Below are 24,835 nucleotides of genomic sequence, written 5' to 3'. Positions count from 1 at the left end.
GATTGGTTTGGGCGGCGTCGTGCCAATTGCCTGTAGTCAACAAAGCGCCGACTGAGGCCTGTCCGCTGGGAGGGCCAGGCAACGTCGTTCATCGTTCGAACACGACCTCGCCCCCGACGACGGCCAAGGCGGTCTGCAGCGACACGATCGCTTCAGCGGGCAGCTCGAACGGGTCGCCCGTCGCGACCGCGAGATCGGCCCGCTCGCCGACCCGGACCCGACCCGGACGCCCGAGCACGAGCTCGGTCGACCCCGACGTGTAGGCCGCGAACGCCTGCTCGAGCGTGAGCGCCTGGTGCTCGGCGTCGAGCGTCGGCGGCACGGCCCCCTCGGGGAGCGGCGGCAGCGGGACCCCGGGAGGCGGCGGCGCCCAGCGGTTCATGACGACGTGGATCGCGAGCCACGGATCGGGCGGTGACACCGGCCAGTCGGAGCCCATCGCGAGCTCGGCCCCGCCGTCGGCCATCGCGCGGAACGGGTAACCGGCGAGCATCCGCTCCTCGCCGATCATCGGCACGACGTACGGGTCGGGAGCGGCCCACAGGCCCTGGATGTTCGCGGTGATGCCGAGCGGGCCGAATCGCGCGGCGTCCTCGGGCCGGACCATCGACAGGTGCGCGATGTGGTGGCGGGGCGCCGCCCACCCCGCGCCGTCAGCGCGTGCCGCCTCCCGTGCCGCCTCGATCGCGTCGAGCGCGACCCGGATGCCGCGGTCGCCCATGATGTGCAGGTGCAGCGCGAAGCCTGCCGCGTCGAGCTGGGCGACGAACGCCCGGATCACGTCCTCGTCGAAGTGCAGCTCACCGGCGAACCCGTCGCCGTGGTTGCAGTAGGGCTCGAGCAGCGCTGCCGTCTCGCCGTGTGGCACACCGTCGATCATCGCCTTCGCCGTCGAGGTGGAGAATCCCGCGAGAGCGTTGCGCGTACGCAGCTCGACGAACCGGGCCACGAGCGCCGGCACCTCGTGGAGCTGCAGCCCGGGCGCGATCCAGAGCGCCCCCGAAACCGAACTCCGCAGCTCGCCCGAGGCGATGCCGCGCAGGTACGCGGGCGTGCAGTCGGCCTTGCCGTTGTACTCGCCGAGGATCGCCTCGTGCCAGCCCGTCACGCCGATCGACCACAGGTACTCCTGCGCGTTCAGCAGGCCGGCGAGCACCTCGTCCTCGGTGGCCGGCGGGATCACCCGTCCGACCAACTCGGCCGCGGTCTCGTTGAGGTACCCGGTCGGGTCGCCGTCGGCGTCGAGGTGGATGTGCCCGTTGTGCGGCTGCGGGGTGTCGCGATCGACGCCCGCGAGCTCGAGCGCCCGCGAGTTGACCCACAGCGTGTGGTGCCCGGCGTCGCTCAGCGCGACGGGGCGGTCGGGCACGATCGCGTCGAGCACCTGCCTGGTGGGCGCCGGGAACAGCTCGTGGCTCCACCCGCCACCCGTGAGCCATCCGGCGTCGCTGCGCTCGGCGCCGGCGCGAATCAGCTCGAGCGTCTCCTCGACGCTCTGCGCCGGCGTGAGGTCGAGGCTCAGCCGTTCGACACCCGCGAACGCCGCGTGCACGTGCGCGTCCACGAACCCAGGGTGGATGACGCCGCCTGCGGCGTCGACGATGCGTGTCGCGTCACCGCGGAGCGCGAGCACGTCGGCATCGGCACCGACGCGCACGATTCGGTCGCCCGCGACGGCGACCGCGGTGTGCACGGTGCGCACGCGCCCGTCGAAGACGCGCCCGTTCACGATGACGAGGTCGGCGGGTTCGGTCATGTCGGTCTCGATTCTCTGCATCAAGCTCGGGGTTCGGGATCCCTCGGGCGAGGCATCCGGTCGGGTGACGCCGCCTCAGACGAGGCGGAACACGCGGATGATGACGAAGCCCGGCTCGGCCCGGGCGTACCCGACGAACTGGGACTCGGTGAGCCACTGCAGCTCGGGGTGGTCGGTGCGGAACTGGAACGCGGTGCGGTAGTAGAGGTCCTGCTCGGCCACGTCCTCGCCGGCCTCGATGCGCGCCCAGGTCGCCTCGTCGGTGCGCCAGATGCCCCGGTTCACGACCTCGACGGCGGCCGGGCCCGAATCGAGCGAGGCCTCGATGACGTAGCGGGCGTCGAGCTCGACGACGAGCCCGCGACCGACCCACCAGTCGCCGCCGCTGTTCAGCACGACACCGCCCAGCCGGGGCCCGTCGAACGTGCCGCCCGAGACACGGGCGAAGTGCCGCCCCTCCCCCGGCGTCGACCCGCCGAGCGGCAGCTCCTCGTCGACCTGGCAGCGCAGCTCGAAGCAGTACTCGAAGGCGGGTTCCATCAGCGAGGTCGACATGGGTGGGGTGGCTCCCTTCGTTCGGGGATCAGGCGGGATCAGGCGTCGGGGACCATGGCGCTCGAGCGCGTGGCGGTCGGCAGTGACTGCGTACGACCCAGTCTGCGCCGTCTGGGCGTCCAGCCCTCGCGCGGGATCGAGTCGAGCAGCAGTCGGGTGTACTCGGCCGAGGGATCGTCGAGGATCTGCGCGGCGGTGCCGCGCTCCTCGATGCGCCCCTGCCGCATGACCACGACCTGGTCGCACAGGCGCCGGATGACCGTGAGGTCGTGTGTGATCATGAGCAGCGCGACGCCCGTCTCGCGACGGATCGAGTCGAGGAGCGTCAGGATCTCGACCTGCGTCGTCACGTCGAGCGCCGACACCGCCTCGTCGAGCACGAGCAGCACGGGGTCGGCCGCGAGCGCACGGGCGATCGCGACGCGCTGCCGCTGCCCGCCCGAGAGGGCGCGCGGCCGACTGTCGAGCAGGCTCGTGTCGAGCCGCACCTGCGACATGAGCTCGGCGACGCGGGCCTCGACGGCGACCTTCGCGTCGCGCGGTCGGTGCACCCGCACCGCCTCGACGAGGCACTGCCGCACCGTCTGGCGGCGGTCGAGCGACTGGTACGGGTCCTGGAACACCATCTGCGCGATCTTCGCGCGGCGCCGTCGTTCGGCGCCGCGGCGCGCGGGCACGCTCCAGTCCTCGCCGTCGACCGTGATCGTGCCGCCGTCGGCGCGCTCGAGCCCGAGCAGCAGGCGCGCGGTGGTCGACTTGCCCGACCCCGACTCGCCCACGATGCCGAGCGAGCCGCCTGGTGCGAGCTCCATCGACACGTCGTCGACGGCGACGAGGGTCTCCCGGCGGCCGTTCGCACCGCGCACCTGGTACGCCTTGCGGAGGTTCGCCAGCGTCATGATCGGGTGCGACGCCGGGGCATCCGCCTCGATCGGGGGCGCCTCGTCGAGCGACGCCGACATGAGCACCCTCGTGTAGTCCCCCCGCGCGTCCTGCCGCATGGTCGCGGCGCGCAGCGTCTCGACGATGCGCCCGTGCTGCATGACGTTCACCCGGTCGCAGACGGCTCCGGCGAGCGCGAGGTCGTGCGTGATGAACAGCAGCGAGAGCTCGCGATGGGCGCGCAGGTCGGCGATGACGGCCATGACCTCCTCCTGCGTGGTCACGTCGAGCGCCGTCGTGATCTCATCGGCGAGCAGGAGGTCGGGGTCCATCGCGAGCGTCGCGGCGATCATGACGCGCTGCAGCAGGCCGCCGGACAGCTCGGCGGGATGCTGCAGCATGCGCCGGGCGGGATCGGTGATGCCGACCTCGTCGAGGAGGTCCATGGCGCGCTTCGCCGCGGCATCGGGCTTCACGTCGGCGACGTGCACGAGGGCCTCCGTCATGAAGTCGCCGATCGTGCGGAGCGGGTTGAGGTGCGCCCGCGGCGTCTGGAACACCATGCCGAGACGGCGGGCGCGCACGTCGCGGAGCTCGCGCCCGCTCATCGCCCCCAGGTCGCGCCCGTCGATGCGGATCGTGCCGCTCGTCGTGAACCCGTCGGGCAGGAGGCCCGCGACGGCGCGCACGGTGAGGGTCTTGCCCGACCCCGATTCGCCGACGAGACCGACCGCCTCGCCGCGGCCGACCGAGAGCGTGCTGCCGAAGACGAGCTGACGCGGGCCGTCGGCGCCGGCCGCGAACACGTCGAGGCCCTCGATCTCGAGCACGGGTGCGTTCATCGTTCCTTCTCCTCGGCCCAGACGGTAACGCGGGCGCCGACGATGCCGACGGCGAGCACGGTGACGACGACGAGGATCGCCGGGAAGATCGACTGCTCGGGGGCGCCCGCGAGGATGCTCGCCTGGCCGCTCGAGATCATCGATCCCCAGTCGGGCGCGGGCGGCTGCTGCCCGAGGCCGAGGAACGAGATCGCGGCGAGGTCGAGCATCGCGTACCCGAAGCCCACCGCCATCTGCGCTGCGACGATCGGGATCATCGCCGGCACGAGATGGCGGAAGCAGATCGCGAGACTCGAGACGCCCTGCACCCGGAGCGCCGCGATGTACGGCTTGCCGAGCTCACGAGAGGCGGCGGTACGGGTCAGCCGGCCGACGACGGGGACGTAGGCGATCGCGAGCGCGACGACCGGGGCGACGAGCCCCTTGCCGAACAGCGTCACCGCGAGCACCGCGATCACGAGGCCCGGGATCGCGAAGATGACGTCGACGAGTCGTGCGATGCCGCCCGACACCCACCCGCCGAACCACGCCGCGGCGAGCGCGAGCCCCACTCCGAGGAGGGTCGAGAGCAGCACCACGACGACGGGTGCGAACACGCTCGCCCCGGCGCCGACGAGCACCCGCGAGAGGATGTCGCGGCCGAGGTCGTCGGCGCCGAAGAGGTGCGCGGCGCTCGGTGCACTGTTCACGGGGCCGACGTAGAGCTCGTACGGGTCGTAGGGTGCGAGCCACGGTCCGGCGACCGCGACGATGACGACGACCGCGAGCACGGCGAGCGCGACGACGAACGTCCAGTCGCGCTTCGCCGCGCGACGGGCCCCGGCGGGCACGGCCCCCTGTGCGATCTGCGCGACGCTCATGCGAGGGCACCTCCTTCGACGCTCGTCGGGTCGATGAGCGCGCTGACGAGGTCGGCGGCCGCGTTCAGCACGACGAAGATCGTCACGAGCAGGAGCGACACGATCTGCACGACCGGCAGGTCGGCGCGGGCCGCCGCCTGCACGAGGAGCGATCCGATGCCGCCGAGCCCGAAGGCCACCTCGGCGATCGCCGACGCCGCGAAAAGGCCCGCGATCGTCGTGCCGGCGATGGCGAGGATCTGCGGCGACGCGTTGCGGAAGACGTGCGCCCCGAACACCCGGCGACGCGGGATGCCGCGCACCTTGGCCGTGTCGACGTGCTCGGAGTGGAGCTGTGCGACGAGCGCGCTGCGGGTGACCCGGCTGATGTAGGCGATGAACAGCACCGCGAGCGAGATCGCGGGCAGCACGAGGTGCCACAGGCGATCCCAGACCCCGTCGCCCTCGCCGTACACGGGGAACCAGCCGAGGCTCTTCGCGAAGATCCAGATGAGCAGGATCGCGACGACGAACGTCGGCAGCGCCATTCCCAGCGACGTCGCCGTCGCCACGGCACGGTCGACCGCGCGGCCCCTGGTCGCGGCCAGGATGCCGGAGCCCACGCCGAACACGAGGATCAGCACGACCGTCAGCAGCACGAGCTGGAGGGTGATGGCGAACCGCGGCGCCACGAGCGTCGTCACCGCCGTCTTGTAGACGAACGACCGCCCGAAGTCGCCCTGGATCGCCCCCGTGAGCCACTCCCAGTACCGCTGCCAGACCGGGTCGTCGAGGTGGTACTCGGCCCGGATCTCGGCGATGAGCTCGGGCGTCGGCTTCGCGCCCCCGGCGAGCGCCGCGATCGGGTCGCCGGTGAGCAGCACCGCCGAGTAGATGACGATGCTCGCGAGGAGGAGCGTCAGCAGCAGGCCGCCGAGCCGCCCCAGCAGCATCCGTGTCAGGGTGTTCACCGCGCCGTTCCTCTCTTCGTGCTCTGTTCGCGGACGCAGCCCCGCATGCGCAAGCGCCGGCCGGCCTACTGGCCGCCGAGGTGCAGCGCCCAGGGGCTGCTGTACGCGGCGACCGACGTGGTGACGCCCGTGAGGTCGTCGTTCAGGTAGGTGAGCTGGTACGTGCCCGCGAGCGTGACCTGCGGCTGGTCGGGCGCGTAGACGGCCTGCGCGGCGACGAACTCGTTCGCGGCCGCCTCCGCGTCGGTCGCGTTGCGCGCGGCCATCATGTGCGCAGTCACCTCGCCGTCGTCGTAGCCGCTCCAGTTGAAGATGCCGCCCTGTTCGGCGGGCAGCACGAACAGCGACGGGTAGCCGAGCACGCCCGGGGTCTCGAGGTACCCCTGGGTGGCGACGAAGTCGACGCCCTCGCGCTTGGCCGGGTCGTAGAACAGCGCACCGAAGTCGGAGGCCTGCATCTCGTCGATCACGAGGTCGAGGCCGATCTTCTCGCCCGCGGCCTGCATGATCGTCGCGGTCTGCTCGAACTCCTTGGCGCCCGCGGGCACGGCGATGACGAGCGGCTCGCTCACGTCCTCGCCGCTGTCGGCGACGAGCTGCTTCGCCTGCTCGAGGTCGACCTCGGGGTCCGTGAGCGCGTCGTAGCCGGCCTGGTACACGTCGGCCTCCGCCATCGACTGGAACGAGAACTCCGGCACGAGCGTCTTCTGCACGTAGCCGAGGCCGTTCACGACAGTCTGCAGGTACTGGTCGCGGTCGATGGCGAGACTCAGCGCCTGGCGGATCTTCGGGTTCGCCGCGGGACCCGTGGCGGTCGTCGGGCCGAAGCTGTACGACGCGGTCGAGTGGCCGATCGTGAGGGTGCCGGCGCCGTCGCCCTCGAAGACCGCGCGCGAGCTCGGCGAGACGTTGATGGCCCCGTCGATCTCGCCCTGCGTGAGGGCGGTCGCGAGCGTCGACCCCTCGTTCACGAAGGTGTAGGTCAGCGTCTTCACGAGCGGCGCGCCGTTCCAGTAGTCCGCGTTCGCGGTCGTCGTGATCGCGCTGCCCGGCTTCCAGCCGCCGTCGGCGAGCTCGTACGGGCCCGTGCACATGAGGCCGCCGTCGGGCGTGCCGAGCGCGTCGCCCGCCGCCTCGCCGAACGCCCGCTGCATGACGGCGCCGCCCTGGCCGGCGAGCGCGTCGCGGAAGGTCGAGTCGGGGGCGACGAAGTGCACGGTGACCTCGTTCGGGCCGGTCGCGACGATGCCCGTGGCGGGATCGGGCACGACGAGCGCGAAGGCGCCGTACCACTGCGACTCGGGGTTCATGCCCTGCTGGAGGCTGTAGACCACGTCGTCGGCCGTCACGGGGCTGCCGTCCCAGAAGGTCACGTCGTCGCGCAACTCGATGACGAAGGTCACGGGGTCGACGAACTCGGCGCTCGTCGCGATGCCGGGCTCGATCGAGAAGTCGGGCTGCAGCGAGAGCAGGTTGTCGCACAGGTTGGGGATGATCAGGTTCGCCGAGGCGGCCGGGTTCAGGGTGGCGGGCTCGCCCTCGGCGATCGCCCACGTGACCTCGTCGACGGCCTTCGTGCCGGCGGGCAGCGAGTCGACGATCGTCAGCTCGCCGGGGTCTCCGTCGACATCGGCGCCGTCACGCGGGGTGCACGCGGTCAGGGCGAGCAACGCGGCGCAGGCGACGGCGCCTGCCGCGAGTCGGGGTCCGTTCATGGTGGGGTCCGTTCGGTCGGTGGTGCGAGGGTGATGGGGATGACGCCGCCGGTGTTCAGGCGAGCAGGAAGACGCGGATGCAGACCTGGCCGTCCTCGTCGCGGGCGAGGCCGACGAACTGGTGCTCGGCGAGCCAGCGGTGCTGGGGCGCGTCGGTCTGGAAGACCGGCGCCGTGCGGAAGTAGAGGCCCGGGTCGTCCTCGGGCACGTGCTCGCCACGGTCCATCCGCTCGAGCACCTCGGGGGTCGCCCGGAAGTACCCGCGGTTGAGGATGTCGATCACCGCGCGGTCGTCGGCTCGGATCAGGTACCGGGCCTCGAGCTGGGCGGTGCCGAAGCGTTCGACCGCCCAGTCGCCGCCGCCGGCGAGCACCTCGCCGTTCAGCCGCGGCCCGGTGACGCTGCCGCCCGAGACGGGCGTGAAGGAGAGCTGCTCGTCGGGGCCGCGGCCGATGTGGAAGTCGGGGTCGATCGTGGCGCGGATCTCGAAGACGTACTCGAGGTTCGGCCACGACGTGGGAGCGATGGGGTTCACGGCAGTTCTCCTTCGAGGACGGTGAAGTGCAGTTGGAATCCGTCGGCTCCGCCGACGACGAGCGACTGGGTGTTCGGGCGGGTCGCCCCCCACGTCCACGGATCGGCACCCGTGCCGGTCTGCGGCAGGAACTCGGGGTAGTCGCTGCTCGAGACGTGAACACGTAACCGGTGCCCCGCCCGCAGCCGGTACCCGACCTGGCCGAGGTCGATCTCGATGACCGCGGGGTCGGCGTCGTTCGCCTCCAGCAGCTGCACCTGGCCGCGTGCGATGCGGAGCGCGGTGCGGTCGGGTGCGACGTCGAGCACCCGCACGAAGCAGTCCATGACGGGGCCGTCGGACGCGATGCGGAGCTGCGCCGAGACCGGGCCCGCGAGGTCGACGTCGGCCACGGCCTCGTCCGACTCGAAACGCAGCACGTCGGCGCGGTCGCCGAGCTCCGCCTCGTCGGGGGCGAAGAGCAGGAACGAGAACGCATCGGGCACACTCGAGGGCACGAGGTCGTCCGGGTCGTGAGTCCACCTGAGCACCGACTCGGTCGGGGCGGGCGCGGCGGCGAGGCATCCGTCGCCCGTCGCGTACCGGCTGACGCGACGCGCACCCTCGGGCGGCCAGACCGGGCTCTCGCGCATCTCCCCGGTGCCCGCGAGGCTCCAGGTCACGCGCGGCAGCTCGGCCGCCGCCCCGTTGCCGCGCACGAAGACCTCGAAGAACGCGAGCGCAGGGTCGAGCGTGCGCGGCAGCAGGTCGCGGATCTGCGCGTCGCTGCGATCGGCGACCCGGTCGCCGTCGGCCTCGTGCAGCTGGTAGCTCTCGTGGTCGATCGACTCGATGCGCAGGTAGTGGTGCGCGTCCCAGTTCGGGCGCTGCGAGATCCGCTCGACGTCGGCCCACGAGAGCGGTGCGCAGTTGTCCCACCAGCCGATCGTGTGCAGCGAGGGCACCGAGCGCCCGGCGAACGGGTCGCCGTTCGGGAAGCGCCTGAGCAGGACGGGGTTCGGGTACCACTGGTCGTAGCTCAGCCCGCGCGCGCCGACCTGGCTCATGAACTCCTCGGCCTGGGCGGCGAAGTCGCGGCGCGACCAGTCGGGCTCCCACTGCAGCATGTCGTTGTCGAAGAACTGCGTGAGCGGGTACATGTAGGTGACCCCCCACTCGACCGCGCGCGTGCGTCGCGAGGGGTCGCGGTGCACGGGCTCGCCAAGGCCGGTGCCCGTGACGCGCGGGGCGATGGCCTTGAGCGCCGGGTGCCCGCTCGCGGCGGCGGCCCACTGCGTGTAGCCGTAGTAGCTGTCGCCCCACATCGCGACGCGGCCGTTCGACCACGGCTGACAGGTGATCCACTCGATCGTGTCGTAGCCGTCGTCGACCTCGTTCACGAAGAGCAGCGCATCGCCCTCGGACCGGAACTTGCCGCGCACGTCCTGCGCGACGACCCGGTAGCCGTGTCCGGTGAGGTACTCGGCGACCTGCGGGATGAAGCAGTAGACGCCGGACTTGTCGTACGGCAGTCGGATCAGGATGGTGTCGCCGGGTGCAGTATCGGCGGCATCGGGTGCGCCGGGAAGGTAGACGTCGCCGGCGAGCAGCACCCCGTCGCGCATTCGGATCCGGGCGGGGACCGAGAGCGGGCTCTCGGGCGCCGGGGGGATGCGCTGGATGTCGGGCATGTCACTCCTTCGAGACGGGGCGTCCTGCGACGCGGTGACGGTCACGTTACGGACGTGGATCTAAATAGTCAAGTCTGACTAGACAAGAATCGCGGAACCGCTACACTCGGCAGAGTCGAGTGCGAGGCATCCGCATCGCAGGAGAGGAGAAACCCGCCGATGGCACGACCCTCCGTCGCCGCCGAGCGCCGCGAGCAGATCCTCGACGCGACCATGGCGACCATCGCCGAGCACGGCATCCACGGCACGACGCTCGACCGCATCGCCACCGCGACCGGCATGTCGCGCGGCCACGTGCGCCACTTCGTCGGCAACCGCGACAAGCTCCTGCTCGACACAGCGACCGCACTCTTCGCCGACCAGACCGGCGAGGTCGGCACGATACTGCCCGCCGGCACGTCCGACCTCGAGTCGGCGCTCGACTACCTCTTCGGCCCGGCGTTCAACTCACCCGACCGCGAGAACGCGGTCGTGCTGGGGTTCGTACAGCTCTCACGCACGGACCCCGAAATCGCGCAGGTGCTCACCAGCGCCTATACAGCCACGCGGGTGCAGCTCGCCGACCTCGTCGCCTCAGACCATCCCGATGCATCGCCGGATACCTGCACGACCGCGGCGTACGGCGTGTTGACCTGCGCACTCGGCTCGGTGTTTCTCGGCGATTTCGACGCCGACCCCACGCGCGCCGCGCGCTCCCGCGCGGCCGCCGAAGCGCTTCTCGCCGCGCTCTGAGGTTGGGCGCATACACGCCCAATGCGCACCGCCGCGACGTCCATGCAATTGTGCGCCGCTCCTCGGGCTTGATCAGTTCGGAATGCGGACGTCCTGCCGACACTCGGTTGCGGTCGCTGATCACTTGAGGAAGATCCTCAACAGAATGATCAGCAGCCCGAGCGCAGCGGTGGCACACGCACCGCCCATCGCCAGTACCAGATGACCCGTCGGTTGGCGAACGCGATCCACCTGAGAATGGCCAGAACGAGAACACCCATCCAGAGGGTGGACAAAGATGCGACCTCCACTCCCAGCACACTCCGAGAGCCCCGAGGGCGAGCGAGATCAACGGCGGGACCGTCGCGTACAGCAACCCAATCGATCGCCCAAATGCGAACCGGATGGACTCCCGCACACGGATCGGCTCACCCTCCGCGCGAGCTCCCTGGACGGCGATGGCAACGATATACATCTGCGAGAGCCAAAGGACGAGCATGCTGACGATGGTGACGCCCATGGTGTTCAACGAACGCCCACTGTCGTCCGACACCGCGATGACGACGCTGACGAGCACCATGCCGGAGACAAGCTCCGGCGTCACAAGCCCATGCCGCAAGCGAGGCATCGACCACGGACTCTCGAAGCGAGCGGGGCCCGCTCGATCAGCCATTCATTCACCCCCGCGGGCCCACTCCGCGGAAACTGAAGGTGATTCGCGAGCCGATGCGCCGTGCCTCACCAGACCCTATGTCGACCCGCAAATCCCCGCACCGACGATCGATCTCGGATTCTTGGCGAGCGGGCCGACGGCAGTCACCGACTCCGTCGTGCGATCTTGGTGATGCACCATCATGGGCCCGGTGTCATGATGACGGGACGTGACCAGCGAGGGGGAATGCGCATGTCGATCGAAGCAAGCACCAGGACGGGGCTGACGAGGGATCAGTTGGCCGAGGAGGTGACGCGCCTTTCGACGCCCGACCGCTTGTCGACGCCGTTCGGTGACTTCGAGTTCTTCGACGGCGTGCCTACGCCCGAATCGGTTCAGACCATCTTCGACGGGCTCGACCTCGTCCGCGGCATCACAGCTTTCCTCGACACGATCCCGGGTGCGTCGCTTGTCGCCATGCGGCACGGGCTGCGCGTCGCCGGCGTCGACTCGCCCGACAAGATCGCATTCACCGATCCGAAGTGCAACTCTGGTGCGCTGTGGCTCACGCCGAACACCGAGACCACCTACGGAGTTGCGTTCCTTGACCTGCGGGCGTGGGGTCCAACGGTCATCGAGGCACCCCCGCAGGCGCTCGGCGTCGTCGACGACTTCTGGTTCCGGTACGTCGCCGACATGGGAATCGCGGGCCCCGACAAGGGCGCCGGCGGCAAGTACCTCTTCCTCCCTCCGGGATACGACGGCGAGCGGCCCGACGGGTACTTCACCTACGAAAGCCCGACGTTCACGAACTTCGTGGTGATCCGCGCCCTGGGCGGGGTGCCCGCCATCAAGCAGTCCCGCATCTATCGACAGAGCGATGCCGCCGCTCCGCCGGAGAACACCTTCGTGAACATCGCCGACCAGGTGTTCAACACGATCCACTCGAACGACTTCTCGTTCTTCGAAGAGGTCGCCGAGATCGTCGCCGAAGAACCCACCGCGGCACTCGACCCGGAGCGCGCGGGGACGCTGGCCGCCCTCGGCATCGCACAGGGGAAGCCCTTCGCGCCCGATGAGCATCGGCGCGGCGTGCTCGACGCCGCCGCCCGCATTGGTGCCGGGATGGCGCGCGCCAACCTCTACCGGCCTCGCAACCCGGAGTCGTACCGCTGGGACGGATCCTCGTGGAAGGAGGGGTTCGTCGGCGGCAGCTACGAGTTCCTGAGCGACGGTGCGCGCAATCTCGACGCCCGCACGCTGTTCCACTACGCGGCGACCGTCATCACGCCGGCGATGGCGCACGCGCAGGTTGGTGCCGGCTCGGCCTACATCTACACCGCGCAGGACGCCGACGGCGCGCTGCTCGATGGAGCCGCCACGTACTCACTGACGATCCCTCCGAACCCGCCGGCGAAGAACTTCTGGGCGTTCGACCTCTATGACACCCAGACCCGGTCGCTGTTGCAGTCGACGCTCTACCCAGCTCTGTCGAGCCTCGGCGAAGGCCTCCAGGCCGAAGCCGACGGTTCGTACGTCCTGTGGTTCGCGCCGACCGCCCCCGATGGCAAGGAGTCCAATTGGATCCCTACGCTGCCTGGCAAGTCGTGGTGGCCCCTGCTGCGCCTCTACGGCCCGCTCGAGTCATGGTTTGACAACACGTGGCGCCTGCCCGAGATCGTTCGTGTGAGCGAGTGAGTCGCGATTGCAGATGAGTACGCGGCCACGGCGCCCGTTCGCCGGGTGCCGTGGTTGCGTGTCCCACAGGCCGAGATCGCTGAAGGTTGCCGAGCACTATCGAGGTGTCCGGAGCCTGAACGGCGCGCTTTTCGTAGTACTGCTCGGTCACCCTAGACCGTTTGTGGCCGGCGAACCGGGCGGCCCCTTCGATGCCGAGTGCGTCTGCAACCGCCGTCACCGCGGACTTGCGGAGCGCGTGCGGCACGAGTGCCTCGTCGAGCCCAGCCCATTCCCGGACGCGCCGCAGGGAACGGTGCACATCTTGGTTCCGCTGGGTGCCCCGGTGCGGGTTTGGAAGACGAACTCGTTGTCGCCCGATGCGATCTTGCGACGGCGGAGCATCGGTAGGAGTTCGTCCGGAACTGAGATGCGCCGTCATCCAGACTCCGTCTTCAGATAGTCCTCATAGCGCTTGGGCAGGCCTTTGGAGTCAACGACCTTCCCGGCGATCGTGATGCTCGGCCGGTCCGAGTCGAGATCCACGAATTGCCACTTGAGTCGGACTGCCTCGCTCACGCGGGCGCCGGTGGCGAGGATCAGATCCACGACATCGCCGAGCAGATCGGATGGCCGCGGTCCCATCCGATCCGCGCGGTTCTGGTAGTCGCGAATGATCGCCCGGAAACTCTGCAACTCCACCGCGTCGGGAGCGTAGATGGGCTTCGGGCGCCGCTTAGCGCTCTTCACCTCCCACGCCGGACTGGCGACCATGAGGTCATTCATCACGGCATACGAGCAGATCTGGCTGATCAGCGCCTTGCATGTGTCGGCTTGTCGAGGCGTGCGCCGATGGTTTGCCTTGTAGACCGGAGAACTGTGCTCGCCTTGACCTCCCGTAGGGCGAGCGATCCCATCAGCGGTGCGATCTTCTTCTCAATCAGGCGGGAGTTCTCGTGCCGTGTCGTGTCTCGCTGTACCCCGGTGAACGCGACGTGCTGCATGTACTCGTGCGTGAGCTCGATGAAGAGCGACTCCGGCGTGAGACCGTCATTCGCCCCGTAGGCCGCTTCGTACTCATCGCCGACCGCTGCGACCAGCGTGCGACGTGCTCGCGCCCGAGATGTCGCGCGGGTGCGGACCTTGCCGTAGCTCCCATCGATGCGACGGAAGACGACGGTGCCACGAACTCGACCGTCGGGCAGGTCATGGTACGTGATCTCCCCGCGTGAGCCGGGTTCCATTCTTCTGCGTGGCATCATGCTCACCGTCTGTATTCGCAGGGTAGGAAGCCATCACCATCGTCACCGTCGGTCCGTTCGGACCTGCAACCAGGCCTGAACGTTCTCGCGGCTGTATCGCAGATGCTTGCCGAGCTTGGTGGCCTTCGGGCCGGTTCCTTCGAGACGCCAGTGGTAGATCGTCTCTTTGGACAGTTGCAAGTACTGCGCCAGTTCGTCGACGCTCAGATAATCCCCGAGCTCGTCGACGAACCGGGCCGCCGGAACGGTGTGATCGGTTGATGTGGTCATACTCCTCGGGAGTGCGCATCACGCCGAAATGCTTGCTGTCCGGGGACTTCACATGTGGAATCCTGTGGAAGCCAGTCCCCCGAATCGAAAAAGGCCCCAAAAAGGCCCCAACGACCCTCTTCTCGCCCTGTTCAACGAGAAAACCCCTGACAAATCTTGCGATTCGTCAGGGGTTCTTGGTGGATCTGAGGGGACTCGAACCCCTGACCCCCTGCATGCCATGCAGGTGCGCTACCAGCTGCGCCACAGACCCGTTCGGGATGAACCCGTTTCGGTGCTTCCCGCTCTCGCGGGCAACGAGACGAGCTTACACCAGGCGATGCCGCCGTGCGAAATCGAGCGGTGCACCCCGGGCGATTCGCGCCGCGATCAGGATTTCGCCGTGAGCAGCGGCTCGACGGGAAGCGCCGGGCAGTCGTTCCAGAGGCGTTCGAGACCGTAGTACATGCGCTCCTCGCGGTGGAACACGTGCACGACGAGGTCACCGAAGTCGAGCAGCACCCAACGGCCCGCGTCGTGGCCCTCGCGGCGACTGGCACGGCCGAGGACCTCTTCGATGGCGTCGGCGATCGCCACCACGTTGCGCTCGGAGTTGCCGGTGACGAGCAGGAACACGTCGGCGAACGGGAGCGGCCCCGAGACATCCAATGCGACCAGATCTTCGCCGCCCTTCGCGTCGGCCGCGCGCACCGCACGGGCCAGGGAGTCGAGGGCTTCAGAGGATGCGGTCATTCGCTCACTTCCGGGTAGACGGTCGGCGTTGGCGCCGGGGATCAGAACAGGCCCGACATGGCGCCGATGACGAGGGTGCCGACGACGCCGAGTGCGAGTACTCCGGCGGTCACTGCGAGCACGAGGGGCACGTTCATGCCCTCCTTCTTCGGCGGGGCCATCATCGTGCGCGCCGCGCCTTGCGTGCTGATGGCGCTCGTCGCAGCCACCGGCGCGACGCCGGTGCCGACCTCCTCGATGCTGTCGAACAGCCGGTCGACGTCGGACGAGTCGATCTGGCTCGGGTGCACGCCGGTCGCGCCGTAGCTGCGGGGAAGGTCGATCGAGCCGGTCGCCATGACTTCGCCGGTCTGCGCGAGCGTGTCGCCGAAGGCGCCCTGGTCGGGCAGGGACGGCAGGATGAGCGCGTTCGTCGTCGTGGGCACGCCGTGACTCAGCGAACCGCGCGAGAGGAGCTGGTCGAACGGGCCGGACGGCTGGTCGTCGGGCACGTTGAGCTGCGAGGTCCAGTGGGCCGGTGCTGCCGGCGCAGCGGGCTGGGCGGCAGGCAGCTGCGTCGGGGCCGGCTGCGGCCGCGGCGCGGCGGATGCGGGAGCGGCGAACGGCTGCCCGGTCTGCGGGTTCACGATCTGGGGTGCGGCCGACGCGACCGGCGCTGCGGCAGCAGGCGGCGCGGCGTCGTCGAACTCGTCGTCGAAGTCGTCGAGCGCGGTGCCCTCGAGCATCGCGCGGAGCTCGCGTCGCGTCAGGGTGCGCTCGGGCGTCTGCCCGGGGGCGGGCACGGCCGCCTGGGCGGGCTCGGCCGGCACGGGAATCGCCGGCGCCGGAACCGCTGGCATCGGCGCCGCCTGCTGCTGCGCAGGAGCCTGCGGCTGGGGCGGTACGGCGGGGTGCGCCGGAACGGGAGCGCTCGGACGCGGCGCGAACGGGCTCTGCTGCGGCAGTTGCGTCGGGGTCGGCGCCTGCGGTGCGGCGATGACCGCATCGAATCCGCCCGCCGGACGAGGCGGGGCGTAGCTCGGGCTCGGCGCGGCCTGGGCGGCGGCGGCCACGGGAGCCGCGAACTGAGGATTCACCGGCTGCGGTGCGGATGCCGGTGCGACCGCCGGCTGCGGTGCGGGAATCGGCGCCTGGGGTACAGCGGGGGGCGGCTGCGGTGCGGCGAACGGCTGTGCAGGAGCGTCGGGGGTCGTCGAAGCTGCCTGCTGTTCGCGCAGGCGCTCTCGTTCCCGCAACTCACGGCGCGTGAGCGGCGGTTCGTTCGACGACGTCATTCGACACTCCGGTAGAGATGGTGCTTGGAGATGTACTGGACGACCCCATCGGGGACCAAGTACCACACCGGGAAACCCCGGCGCACCCTGCTCCGGCAATCGGTCGACGAAATCGCCAGAGCCGGAACTTCAAGCAAGCTTACGTCTTGCTCCGGCAAACCCGAAACGCTCAGGACATGTCCCGGGCGACTCACAGCAACGAAGTGGGCCAGCTCCCAGAGCTCGTCGACGTCCTTCCACGAGAGGATCTGGGCGATGGCATCGGCGCCGGTGATGAAGAACAGGTCGGCGTCGGGTCGCTCGCGACGGATGTCGCGGAGGGTGTCGATCGTGAACGTCGCCTTCTGCCGGTCGATGTCGACCCGGCTCACCGTGAAGCGGGGGTTCGACGCGGTGGCGATGACGGTCATGAGGTAGCGGTGCTCCGCCGGGGTCACGACCGTCTTGTAGCTCGGCTGGCCGGTCGGCACGAAGATCACCTCGTCGAGGTCGTGCGACTGCGCGACCTCGCTCGCGGCCACGAGGTGGCCGTGGTGGATCGGATCGAACGTGCCGCCCATGATCCCGACGCGGGATCGGCGGCCCGGCACCGTCACCGGGCGACCACTCGCCTCAGTGACCGTGCCCGTGCGCGTCGCCCGAGTGACGGGCGGCGTACGCCTCGGCCTTGGCGCGATGGCGGTTGGCGACGTCGCGGTACGACGCGGCGACGAACCCGAGGATGGCGAAGATGATGAGGGCGATGAGCCCGTACACCCAGGACTCGACCGGCAGCTCTCGCGCGTGCACCGTCTCGGTGAGCACCGTTCCGGTCAACGCTGCGGTGGTGAGGCTCATTCGGCCGTTCCTTTCGAATCCTGCGGGTAACGCTCCCGCCAGTCTAGCGAGGTCGAGCGGTGCGGCGCGCTCAGGCGCGCACGTGGCCTGCGCCGCGCACGATCCACTTCGTGCTCGTGAGCTGCGGCAGGCCCATCGGGCCGCGTGCGTGGAGCTTCTGCGTCGAGATGCCGACCTCGGCGCCGAAGCCGAACTCCGCGCCGTCGGTGAAGCGCGTGGAGGCGTTCACCATCACGGCCGCGGCGTCGACCTCGTTGAGGAAGCGCTCGGCGTTGCCGAGGTCGTTCGTCACGATGGCCTCGGTGTGCTTCGTCGAGTACCGGCGGATGTGGGCGAGTGCGTCGTCGAGGGAGTCGACGACACCGACCGAGAGGTCGAGACTCATGTGCTCGGTCGCCCAGTCGTCGTCGGTCACCGGCACCGTCTCGGGCCGGATCGCCCGCACGCGTTCGTCGGCGTGCACGGTCACCCCGGATGCCTCGAGGCGGTCGATGACGGCGGGCAGGAGCCGCTCGGCGGCGTCGCGGTGGACGAGCAGGGTCTCGAGCGCGTTGCAGACGCTCGGCCGCTGCACCTTCGCGTTGTGCACGAGCTCGACGGCCCACGACTCGGGCGCGCTCTCGTCGAGGAACATGTGCACGACACCCGCGCCCGTCTCGATGACGGGCACGCGCGCCTCGTCGACGACGGCGCGGATGAGCCCGGCGCTCCCCCGCGGGATCAGCACGTCGACGTATTCGCGTGCCTGCATGAGGTGCCGTGCGCCGACGCGCCCGAAGTCGTCGACCGTCTGCACGGCGTCGCCCGGGAGGCCGGTGCGCTCGAGCGCGGCGCGCAGCACCTCGACGAGCACCGCGTTCGTCTGCTCGGCCGCGCTGCCGCCGCGCAGCACGACGGCGTTGCCGCTCTTGAGCGCGAGCACCGCGATGTCGATCGTCACGTTCGGCCTGGCCTCGTAGATCGCGCCGACGACGCCGAGGGGCACCCGCACCTGGTCGATGCGCACGCCGCTCGGCAGCGATCGGCCGCTGACCGTCTCGCCGATCGGATCGGTCAGTGCGATCACCTCGAGCACCGCGTCGGCGAGGGCGTTCACCCGGCGAACGTCGAGGGCGAGCCGGTCGAGCAAGCCCGTCGAGAGGCCCTCCTCGCGACCGGCCGCGAGGTCGAGGGCGTTGGCCGCGACGATGTCGGCGGCGCGCTCGCGCAGGATCCCGGCGACCTCGGCGAGGGCGGCGTCCTTCTCGGCAGTCGAGGCCCGGGCGAGCCGAAGCGAAGCGGTCTTCGCGGCGGCGAGCCGCTCGTCGAGCACGTCGGGATCGAGGTCGGGAATCGCCATGGTCCCAGCCTAGGCGAGGCGAGGCGAGCGGGGCGTCGTATGACGGGGCCGCATGCGGACGGTCAGCGGGCTGGTTCGAACCACGTGCCGACGTCGGCGCCCGAGAGCGCCTCGGCGACGAGCGGGGTCGCCGTGATGAGCACGGCAGCACCCGCCTCGGCGGCGACGCGCGCGGCCGAGACCTTCGTCTCGGCGCCGCCGGTGCCGACGCCCGCGCGGCCGATCGAGCCGATCTCGACGCCCTCGAGTCCGTCGCCGAACGCGACCCGGTCGATGCGCTCCGCACCCGGCAGGTGCGGCGGCTTCGTGTACAGGGCGTCGACATCGGAGAGGAGCACGAGCAGGTCGGCACCGATCAGCTCGGCCACGAGCGCGGCGAGCCGGTCGTTGTCGCCGAACCGGATCTCGTGCGTGGCGACGGTGTCGTTCTCATTCACGATCGGCATGATGCGCAGTGCCAGCAGCCGATCGATCGCCCGCTGGGCATTCACGCGCGGCGTGTCGTTCTCGAGGTCGCCCGCGGTGAGCAGCACCTGACCCGCCACGATGTCGTAGCGGTCGAGCGCGTCCTGATAGCGCACCATGAGCAGGTTCTGGCCGACGGAGGCCGCCGCCTGCTGGGTCGCGAGGTCGCTCGGCCGCGAGTCGAGTCGCAGGTAGGGCATGCCGGTCGCGATCGCGCCCGACGACACGAGCACGACCTCGGTCCCCCGGGCGTGCGCCGCGGCGAGCGCCTCCACGAGGGGGGCGATCTGCCCGGTGTTCTCGCCGCTGATCGACGACGAGCCGACCTTCACGACGACCCGACGCGCGGTCGGGATGTCTGCATGGGAACGGAGGGTCATCGATCGCCCCCGTCGGGGCCGACCTCGCCGTCGCCCTCGTCGCCCCAGATGCCGGCTTCGCGTTCGCGTTCGAGCTCGGCGCGGGCCTCGGCCTTCGCGTCCATGCGCTCGTGGTAGTCGCTCTTGCGCTCGGCGCGCGTCGCACGACGGCTCTCGTCGAGTCGCACGTCGGTGCCGCGCGGCGAGGTGATGAGTTCGGCGGTCGAGGTGAGCGTCGGCTCCCAGTCGAAGACGACGCCCTGGCCCTTTCCGATGACGACGGTCGAACCGGCCACGGCGCCGGCGCGCACGAGCTCGTCCTCGACGCCCAGCTTCGCAAGCCGGTCGGCGAGGAAGCCCACGGCCTCGTCGTTCGCGAAGTCGGTCTGCTGCACCCAGCGCTCGGGCTTCTTGCCGAGGATCCGGTAGATGGTGCCGTAGCTGCCGCCCTCGGCGCGAACCGTGAATCCGACCTCGTCGACCGCCCTGGGACGCATGACGATGCGCTCGGGCTCGGGTGCGGCCGCGGCCTCGGCACGGGCGCGGTCCACGAGCTCGCCGAGGGCGAACCCGAGCTGGCGGAGCCCCTCGTGACTCACCGTCGAGATCTCGAACACCCGGTAACCCCGCGTCTCGAGTTCGGGCCGCACGAAGTCGGCCAGCTCGCGGGCCTCGGGCACGTCGACCTTGTTGAGGGCGACGAGCTGCGGCCGCTCGAGCAGCGGGATCTGGCCCTCGGGCACCGGGTACGCGGCGAGCTCGGCGAGGATCACGTCGAGGTCGCTGATCGGGTCGCGACCCGGCTCGAGGGTCGCGCAGTCGATCACGTGCAGGAGCGCCGCGCACCGCTCGACATGCCGCAGGAACTCGAGCCCGAGTCCCTTGCCCTCGCTCGCGCCCTCGATGAGCCCGGGCACGTCGGCGACGGTGAAGCGGTGATCGCCCGCCTGCACGACCCCGAGGTTCGGATGCAGCGTCGTGAACGGGTAGTCGGCGATCTTCGGACGAGCGGCCGAGAGGGCTGCGATGAGGCTCGACTTGCCGGCGCTCGGGAAGCCGACGAGGGCGACGTCGGCGATGGTCTTCAGCTCGAGGCGGATCTCGTGCTCGTCGCCGTCCGTGCCGAGCAGGGCGAAGCCGGGTGCCTTGCGCTTCGTGCTCGCGAGTGCCGCGTTGCCCAGGCCGCCGAGGCCGCCGGCTGCCGCGACGAAGCGGAGACCGGGCTCGGCGAGGTCGGCGAGTTCGTTGCCCTCCTCGTCCTTCACCACGGTGCCGACGGGCACCGGCAGCTCGAGGTCCTCGCCGGCGGCACCCGATCGGTTGTCGCCCTGGCCGGGCTGCCCGTTCGCCGACGAGCGGTGCGGACGACCGTGGTACGCGAGCAGCGTCGTCACCTGCGGGTCGGCGACGAGCACGATGTCGCCGCCGTGCCCGCCGTTGCCGCCATCGGGGCCGGCGAGCGGCTTGAACTTCTCACGGCGTACCGAGACGCAGCCGTTACCGCCATGTCCGGCGCGCAGATACAGCGTCACCTCGTCGACGAAGCTGACCATGCCGAACCCCTCCTGAGCGTTGAACCGGGTGATGAAACGCGTGAGGGCGAGCCGAAGCCCGCCCTCACGAAGACCGTCGTCGGTCGGCTATTCGCCGACCGCCACGATGTTGACGACCTTGCGGCCGCCCTTGTTGCCGAACTGCACCGCGCCGGCCTCGAGCGCGAACAGGGTGTCGTCGCCACCGCGACCGACGCCCGCACCCGGGTGGAAGTGGGTGCCGCGCTGGCGGACGATGATCTCGCCGGCGCCGACGACCTGGCCGCCGAAGCGCTTCACGCCGAGGCGCTGCGCGTTCGAGTCACGACCGTTGCGAGTGGAGCTCGCTCCCTTTTTGTGTGCCATGTCTGATTCTCCTTGGACGCCGCGGCGGTTACTTGATGCCGGTGACCTTGACGCGCGTGAGCTCCTGGCGGTGGCCCTGGCGCTTCTTGTAGCCGGTCTTGTTCTTGAACTTCTGGATCACGATCTTCGGGCCGCGGAGGTCGCCCAGGACCTCGGCCGTGACGGTGACCTTCGCGAGCGACTTGGCGTCGGAGGTGATCTTGTCACCGTCGACGAGGAGCACCGGGGTGAGCTGGACGTTGCCGTCCTTGTCAGCCTTGATGCGGTCCATCGTCACGATGGTGCCGACTTCGACCTTCTCCTGCCGACCGCCGGCGCGCACTACTGCGTAAACCACTACTCGTACCTATCTCTGGGGGGCCTCTCGGCCCCGTCTGCCTGAAGGGATTGTCACTGCGCGGTCGCCCCAGCGGGAAGAAGGGTGGTGACTGCGAGAAAACACTGTGCGGGTTGTCCTGCGTGCAGAATGACCTGCTTGCGGAGTGAACCGCGAAGTGGCGCGCACTGGGATAAGCAGCGGCACCAACGGTCGAGTTTACCGGATGACCCGGAGGGGGTCAAACGCGCGCCGACGGCGCGTCGCGCGGCGTTGCGCGTAGCATCCCCTCATGACCGTCCTCATCGACACGCCGCTCTGGCCGAAGCACGGCACGGTATGGGCGCACCTCGTGAGCGACGAGTCGATCGAGGAGCTGCAGGCGTTCGCCCACCGGGTCGACCTGCCGCCGCGTGCGTTCGACCTCGACCACTACGACGTGCCCGTCGAGCGGTACGACGAGCTCGTGGCGGCCGGAGCCGAGCCGGTGAGCCCGCGCGAACTCGTACGTCGCCTGCGCGGGAGCGGCCTGCGGGTCACGCCGCGCGAGCGACGCGACCGCGCGGGCCGCACGTCATTCTGAGCCGTCGGATGCCTCGGCGTCGACGTCTCCGTCACGCCGGGTGATCACGGGGATCGAGCCGCCCGTGCTGAGCGCCGCGGTCGAGACCCGGCGGCTGCGCGCCCGGCCCTCCCCCGCCTTCTTGGGCGCGGGCAGCGCGTCGAGCACCGAGTCGAGGAGCACCTCGGCCTCGGCGGTCGGCACCGGGCGCTTGCGATCGGCGGCCGGAACGGGCAGGTCGATGATCGGGAGCACCGGCTCGGCCTCGTCGGTCGCCGGGGTCGTCGGCGCCGACTCGGCGACCGACGTCGTCGCGGCCTCCGTGTCGGGCCGACCGGCCTCCTGCGAGACGCGACGGTGGCGGCCGCGCCGACGACCGGTCGGGACGTCGGCGGCCGGCTGCGCCGTCGAGGGAGCCTCGGCGAGAACCTCCGCGACGGACTCCTCGTCCTTCGCGTCGGTGTGCGGAATCGTCGACGCCGCGATCTGGGCGAGCGCGTGCTTCGCGTCGTCGGTGATCGCATGCGTGCCGGCGTGCGGCGCTGTGGTCGTCGCAGCCGGCTGCGGCTGCGACTGGCCGCCCCCGCCCCGGTTGCGACGACGCTCGGGCTGCTGCGGAGCGCGGTGCTTCAGGATCGGCTCGTGGTGCACGATGATGCCGCGGCCGGCGCACACCTCGCACGGCTCGCTGAACGACTCGAGGAGTCCGAGGCCGAGCTTCTTCCGAGTCATCTGCACGAGCCCGAGCGAGGTGACCTCGGCGACCTGGTGCTTCGTGCGGTCGCGCGAGAGGCACTCCACGAGGCGTCGGAGCACGAGGTCGCGGTTCGACTCGAGCACCATGTCGATGAAGTCGACGACGATGATGCCGCCGATGTCGCGCAGGCGCAGCTGGCGGACGATCTCTTCAGCCGCCTCGAGGTTGTTCTTCGTGACCGTCTCTTCGAGGTTTCCACCCGAGCCGACGAACTTGCCGGTGTTGACGTCGACGACGGTCATCGCCTCGGTGCGGTCGATGATGAGCGAGCCGCCCGACGGCAGCCAGACCTTGCGGTCGAGCGCCTTCTCGATCTGCTCGCTGATGCGGAACTCGTCGAACGAATCGCGGTCGCCCGCGTACGCCTCGACGCGCTCGAGCAGGTCGGGTGCGACGGCGCGCAGGTACCGCTCGATCGTCTGGCGCGCGGCGTCGCCCTCGATGATGAGCTTCTGGAAGTCCTCGTTGAAGACATCGCGGACGATCTTGATGAGCAGGTCGGGCTCGGAGTGCAGGAGCGCGGGCGCCTGCACCTTCTCGAGCGTCTGCTGGATGTCGGCCCACTGGGCGATCAAGCGATTGACATCGAGGGTGAGCTGCTCTTCGGTGGCACCCTCGGCCGCGGTGCGCACGATGACGCCCTGGTTCTCGGGCAGCACCTCTTTCAGGATCTTCTTGAGGCGCGCGCGCTCGGTGTCGGGGAGCTTGCGGCTGATGCCGTTCATCGAGCCGTTCGGCACGTAGACGAGATAGCGGCCCGGCAGCGACACCTGGCTCGTCAGGCGGGCGCCCTTGTGGCCCACCGGGTCCTTCGTGACCTGGACGAGCACGCGGTCGCCGGGCTTGAGCGCGAGCTCGATGCGACGCGGCTGGTTCTTCTCGCCGTTCTCGGCGGCCGCCTCCCAGTCGACCTCGCCCGAGTAGAGCACGGCGTTGCGGCCTCGGCCGATGTCGACGAAGGCGGCCTCCATGCTGGGCAGCACGTTCTGCACCCGACCGAGGTACACATTCCCGATGAGGGATGCGTCCTGGTTGCGGGCGACGTAGTGCTCGACGAGCACGCCGTCCTCCAGGACGCCGATCTGGATGCGGCCGCCCTTCTCGCGGACGACCATCGAGCGGTCGACCGACTCGCGGCGGGCGAGGAACTCGGCCTCGGTGATGACCGCGCGACGGCGGCCGGCGTCGCGGCCGTCGCGGCGACGCTGCTTCTTCGCCTCGAGCCGGGTGGAGCCCTTGACCTTCTGGGGCTCGGTGATGAGTTCGGGCTCGCGGGGCTTGCGCACCTTGACGACGGTGTTCGCGGGCTCGTCGCCGGTCGGCCGGCCCTCTTCGCCCGAACGGCGACGGGTACGACGGCGGACGCTCGAGCCGTCCTCCGTCTGCGGCTCGTCGCGTTCGGGCACCTCGAACACGGGCGGCGCGTGGAAGATGAGCGACGTCGTCGTGAGCGTCGCGGGGATCGGCGACGCTGCGGGCTCGGACGGGGACGCCTCGGCCGCGGGCTCCTCGACGACCGGTGCCGCGGCGTCGGTCGCCTCGAGGCCGGCCGTCTGCTCGGCCTCGGCGGGGACCGCGGACTCGGTCGACGCAACCGTGCTCGACGCCGCCTCGGTCGCGCCGTCGAGGTCGGGGGCGGCCTCGGCCGTCACCTGCTCGGCGACCGGCTCCGTCGTGACCCGACGCGACCGCCGGGCGCCGAACAGGCCGCCTCGCCGCTTCGGGGCGCCACCGCGCGAATCGGGTTCGTTGCTGTTCTTCTCGTTGCCTTCCACCATCTCTGGTGCACTCCTACACCGGATGCCTCGGCCGCGCCGTGGATCCGTACTCCTCTGGAGCGGCCCCGCGCTTCGCGCAGTGCCGCTGAACCATCAATTCTGCGATCGGCGGTTGCCGTGATCGCCACGTCTTGCGGGTTTCTCCCGCCCACTCGGATGCATCGCACCCTCAAAGCCTTCA

At 70.2% G+C, this 24,835-nt stretch carries 24 protein-coding genes and 1 tRNA gene; 3 read left to right on the top strand and 22 right to left on the bottom strand.

Annotation, left to right across the window (positions count from 1 at the left end):
• Nucleotides 1-88 precede the first annotated feature (88 nt).
• The 8 genes from LR269_RS11890 to LR269_RS11855 form a co-directional block, all read right to left on the bottom strand.
• Complete coding sequence (locus LR269_RS11890) at nucleotides 89-1,756, bottom strand: amidohydrolase (RefSeq protein WP_231430989.1); 1,668 nt, start codon at nucleotides 1,754-1,756, stop codon at nucleotides 89-91.
• Between the two features lie 75 nt (nucleotides 1,757-1,831).
• Nucleotides 1,832-2,311, bottom strand: coding sequence for a DUF3237 domain-containing protein (locus LR269_RS11885; RefSeq protein ID WP_231430988.1), 480 nt, complete (start codon nucleotides 2,309-2,311; stop codon nucleotides 1,832-1,834).
• Between the two features lie 38 nt (nucleotides 2,312-2,349).
• Complete coding sequence (nikE, locus tag LR269_RS11880) at nucleotides 2,350-4,035, bottom strand: ABC transporter ATP-binding protein (protein ID WP_231430987.1); 1,686 nt, start codon at nucleotides 4,033-4,035, stop codon at nucleotides 2,350-2,352.
• Nucleotides 4,032-4,895, bottom strand: a complete 864-nt coding sequence (locus LR269_RS11875) for an ABC transporter permease (protein ID WP_231430986.1) — start codon at nucleotides 4,893-4,895, stop codon at nucleotides 4,032-4,034. The genes nikE and LR269_RS11875 overlap by 4 nt, the downstream gene beginning before the upstream one ends.
• The gene (locus LR269_RS11870) at nucleotides 4,892-5,845 is read right to left on the bottom strand and encodes an ABC transporter permease (RefSeq protein ID WP_231430985.1); all 954 of its coding nucleotides are present in this window, start codon (nucleotides 5,843-5,845) and stop codon (nucleotides 4,892-4,894) included. The genes LR269_RS11875 and LR269_RS11870 overlap by 4 nt, the downstream gene beginning before the upstream one ends.
• A gap of 65 nt (nucleotides 5,846-5,910) precedes the next feature.
• Complete coding sequence (locus tag LR269_RS11865) at nucleotides 5,911-7,560, bottom strand: ABC transporter substrate-binding protein (protein ID WP_231430984.1); 1,650 nt, start codon at nucleotides 7,558-7,560, stop codon at nucleotides 5,911-5,913.
• Nucleotides 7,561-7,615: 55 nt separating this feature from the next.
• Nucleotides 7,616-8,095 carry a DUF3237 domain-containing protein gene (locus tag LR269_RS11860; RefSeq protein WP_231430983.1) on the bottom strand — a complete coding sequence of 160 codons (480 nt, stop codon included), beginning with the start codon at nucleotides 8,093-8,095 and terminating at the stop codon, nucleotides 7,616-7,618.
• On the bottom strand, nucleotides 8,092-9,765 hold the full coding sequence (locus LR269_RS11855) for a CocE/NonD family hydrolase (RefSeq protein ID WP_231430982.1): 1,674 nt from the start codon (nucleotides 9,763-9,765) through the stop codon (nucleotides 8,092-8,094). Before LR269_RS11855 ends, LR269_RS11860 begins: the two co-directional genes overlap by 4 nt.
• A gap of 159 nt (nucleotides 9,766-9,924) precedes the next feature.
• Here LR269_RS11855 and LR269_RS11850 point away from each other — a divergent pair, with 159 nt between their 5' ends.
• Together LR269_RS11850 and LR269_RS11845 are read left to right on the top strand one after the other, a co-directional pair.
• A complete protein-coding gene (locus LR269_RS11850) occupies nucleotides 9,925-10,497 on the top strand; it encodes a TetR/AcrR family transcriptional regulator (protein WP_255679931.1) in 573 nt (190 codons plus the stop codon).
• A gap of 883 nt (nucleotides 10,498-11,380) precedes the next feature.
• A complete protein-coding gene (locus LR269_RS11845; RefSeq protein WP_231430980.1) occupies nucleotides 11,381-12,826 on the top strand; it encodes a DUF1254 domain-containing protein in 1,446 nt (481 codons plus the stop codon).
• Nucleotides 12,827-13,243: 417 nt separating this feature from the next.
• Here the strand turns inward: LR269_RS11845 and LR269_RS11840 are convergent, their stop codons facing one another.
• The 13 genes from LR269_RS11840 to rplU all read right to left on the bottom strand — a co-directional run bounded on the left by LR269_RS11840 (nucleotide 13,244) and on the right by rplU (nucleotide 21,578).
• A complete protein-coding gene (locus tag LR269_RS11840; protein ID WP_231430979.1) occupies nucleotides 13,244-13,591 on the bottom strand; it encodes a hypothetical protein in 348 nt (115 codons plus the stop codon).
• 26 nt (nucleotides 13,592-13,617) lie between these two features.
• Entirely contained in the window at nucleotides 13,618-14,049 is a 432-nt protein-coding gene (locus tag LR269_RS11835) for a hypothetical protein (protein ID WP_231430978.1), read from the bottom strand.
• Between the two features lie 60 nt (nucleotides 14,050-14,109).
• A complete protein-coding gene (locus LR269_RS11830) occupies nucleotides 14,110-14,337 on the bottom strand; it encodes an AlpA family transcriptional regulator (RefSeq protein WP_231430977.1) in 228 nt (75 codons plus the stop codon).
• 177 nt (nucleotides 14,338-14,514) lie between these two features.
• Nucleotides 14,515-14,590: transfer RNA gene (locus LR269_RS11825), tRNA-Ala, on the bottom strand.
• Between the two features lie 116 nt (nucleotides 14,591-14,706).
• Complete coding sequence (rsfS, locus tag LR269_RS11820) at nucleotides 14,707-15,069, bottom strand: ribosome silencing factor (RefSeq protein ID WP_231430976.1); 363 nt, start codon at nucleotides 15,067-15,069, stop codon at nucleotides 14,707-14,709.
• 41 nt (nucleotides 15,070-15,110) lie between these two features.
• Nucleotides 15,111-16,121, bottom strand: a complete 1,011-nt coding sequence (locus tag LR269_RS11815; RefSeq protein WP_231430975.1) for a hypothetical protein — start codon at nucleotides 16,119-16,121, stop codon at nucleotides 15,111-15,113.
• Nucleotides 16,122-16,339: 218 nt separating this feature from the next.
• Nucleotides 16,340-16,939, bottom strand: a complete 600-nt coding sequence (nadD, locus tag LR269_RS11810) for a nicotinate-nucleotide adenylyltransferase (RefSeq protein WP_275506952.1) — start codon at nucleotides 16,937-16,939, stop codon at nucleotides 16,340-16,342.
• A gap of 16 nt (nucleotides 16,940-16,955) precedes the next feature.
• Nucleotides 16,956-17,180, bottom strand: coding sequence for a hypothetical protein (locus LR269_RS11805; RefSeq protein WP_231430973.1), 225 nt, complete (start codon nucleotides 17,178-17,180; stop codon nucleotides 16,956-16,958).
• Between the two features lie 70 nt (nucleotides 17,181-17,250).
• Nucleotides 17,251-18,519, bottom strand: a complete 1,269-nt coding sequence (locus LR269_RS11800) for a glutamate-5-semialdehyde dehydrogenase (RefSeq protein WP_231430972.1) — start codon at nucleotides 18,517-18,519, stop codon at nucleotides 17,251-17,253.
• Between the two features lie 62 nt (nucleotides 18,520-18,581).
• Complete coding sequence (gene proB, locus LR269_RS11795; protein ID WP_231430971.1) at nucleotides 18,582-19,364, bottom strand: glutamate 5-kinase; 783 nt, start codon at nucleotides 19,362-19,364, stop codon at nucleotides 18,582-18,584.
• Nucleotides 19,361-20,896 (bottom strand): GTPase ObgE, encoded by a 1,536-nt coding sequence (gene obgE / locus LR269_RS11790; protein ID WP_231430970.1) that lies wholly within the window; start codon nucleotides 20,894-20,896, stop codon nucleotides 19,361-19,363. The genes proB and obgE overlap by 4 nt, the downstream gene beginning before the upstream one ends.
• An 87-nt stretch (nucleotides 20,897-20,983) precedes the next feature.
• Complete coding sequence (gene rpmA, locus LR269_RS11785) at nucleotides 20,984-21,241, bottom strand: 50S ribosomal protein L27 (RefSeq protein WP_056009138.1); 258 nt, start codon at nucleotides 21,239-21,241, stop codon at nucleotides 20,984-20,986.
• A gap of 28 nt (nucleotides 21,242-21,269) precedes the next feature.
• Nucleotides 21,270-21,578, bottom strand: a complete 309-nt coding sequence (gene rplU, locus LR269_RS11780; RefSeq protein ID WP_231430969.1) for a 50S ribosomal protein L21 — start codon at nucleotides 21,576-21,578, stop codon at nucleotides 21,270-21,272.
• A gap of 271 nt (nucleotides 21,579-21,849) precedes the next feature.
• Between rplU and LR269_RS11775 the strand changes: the two genes are divergently transcribed.
• Complete coding sequence (locus LR269_RS11775) at nucleotides 21,850-22,140, top strand: DUF4031 domain-containing protein (protein WP_231430968.1); 291 nt, start codon at nucleotides 21,850-21,852, stop codon at nucleotides 22,138-22,140.
• Here the strand turns inward: LR269_RS11775 and LR269_RS11770 are convergent.
• Complete coding sequence (locus LR269_RS11770) at nucleotides 22,132-24,654, bottom strand: Rne/Rng family ribonuclease (RefSeq protein WP_231430967.1); 2,523 nt, start codon at nucleotides 24,652-24,654, stop codon at nucleotides 22,132-22,134. The genes LR269_RS11775 and LR269_RS11770 overlap by 9 nt on opposite strands.
• Nucleotides 24,655-24,835: the final 181 nt, after the last annotated feature.

It is taken from the genome of Agromyces sp. S2-1-8 (genome assembly GCF_021129215.1).
In the GTDB taxonomy this organism is placed as follows: domain Bacteria; phylum Actinomycetota; class Actinomycetes; order Actinomycetales; family Microbacteriaceae; genus Agromyces; species Agromyces chromiiresistens.
Note: the sequence above shows the minus strand (reverse complement) of the source record. Positions and strands in the feature narration are given on the sequence as shown.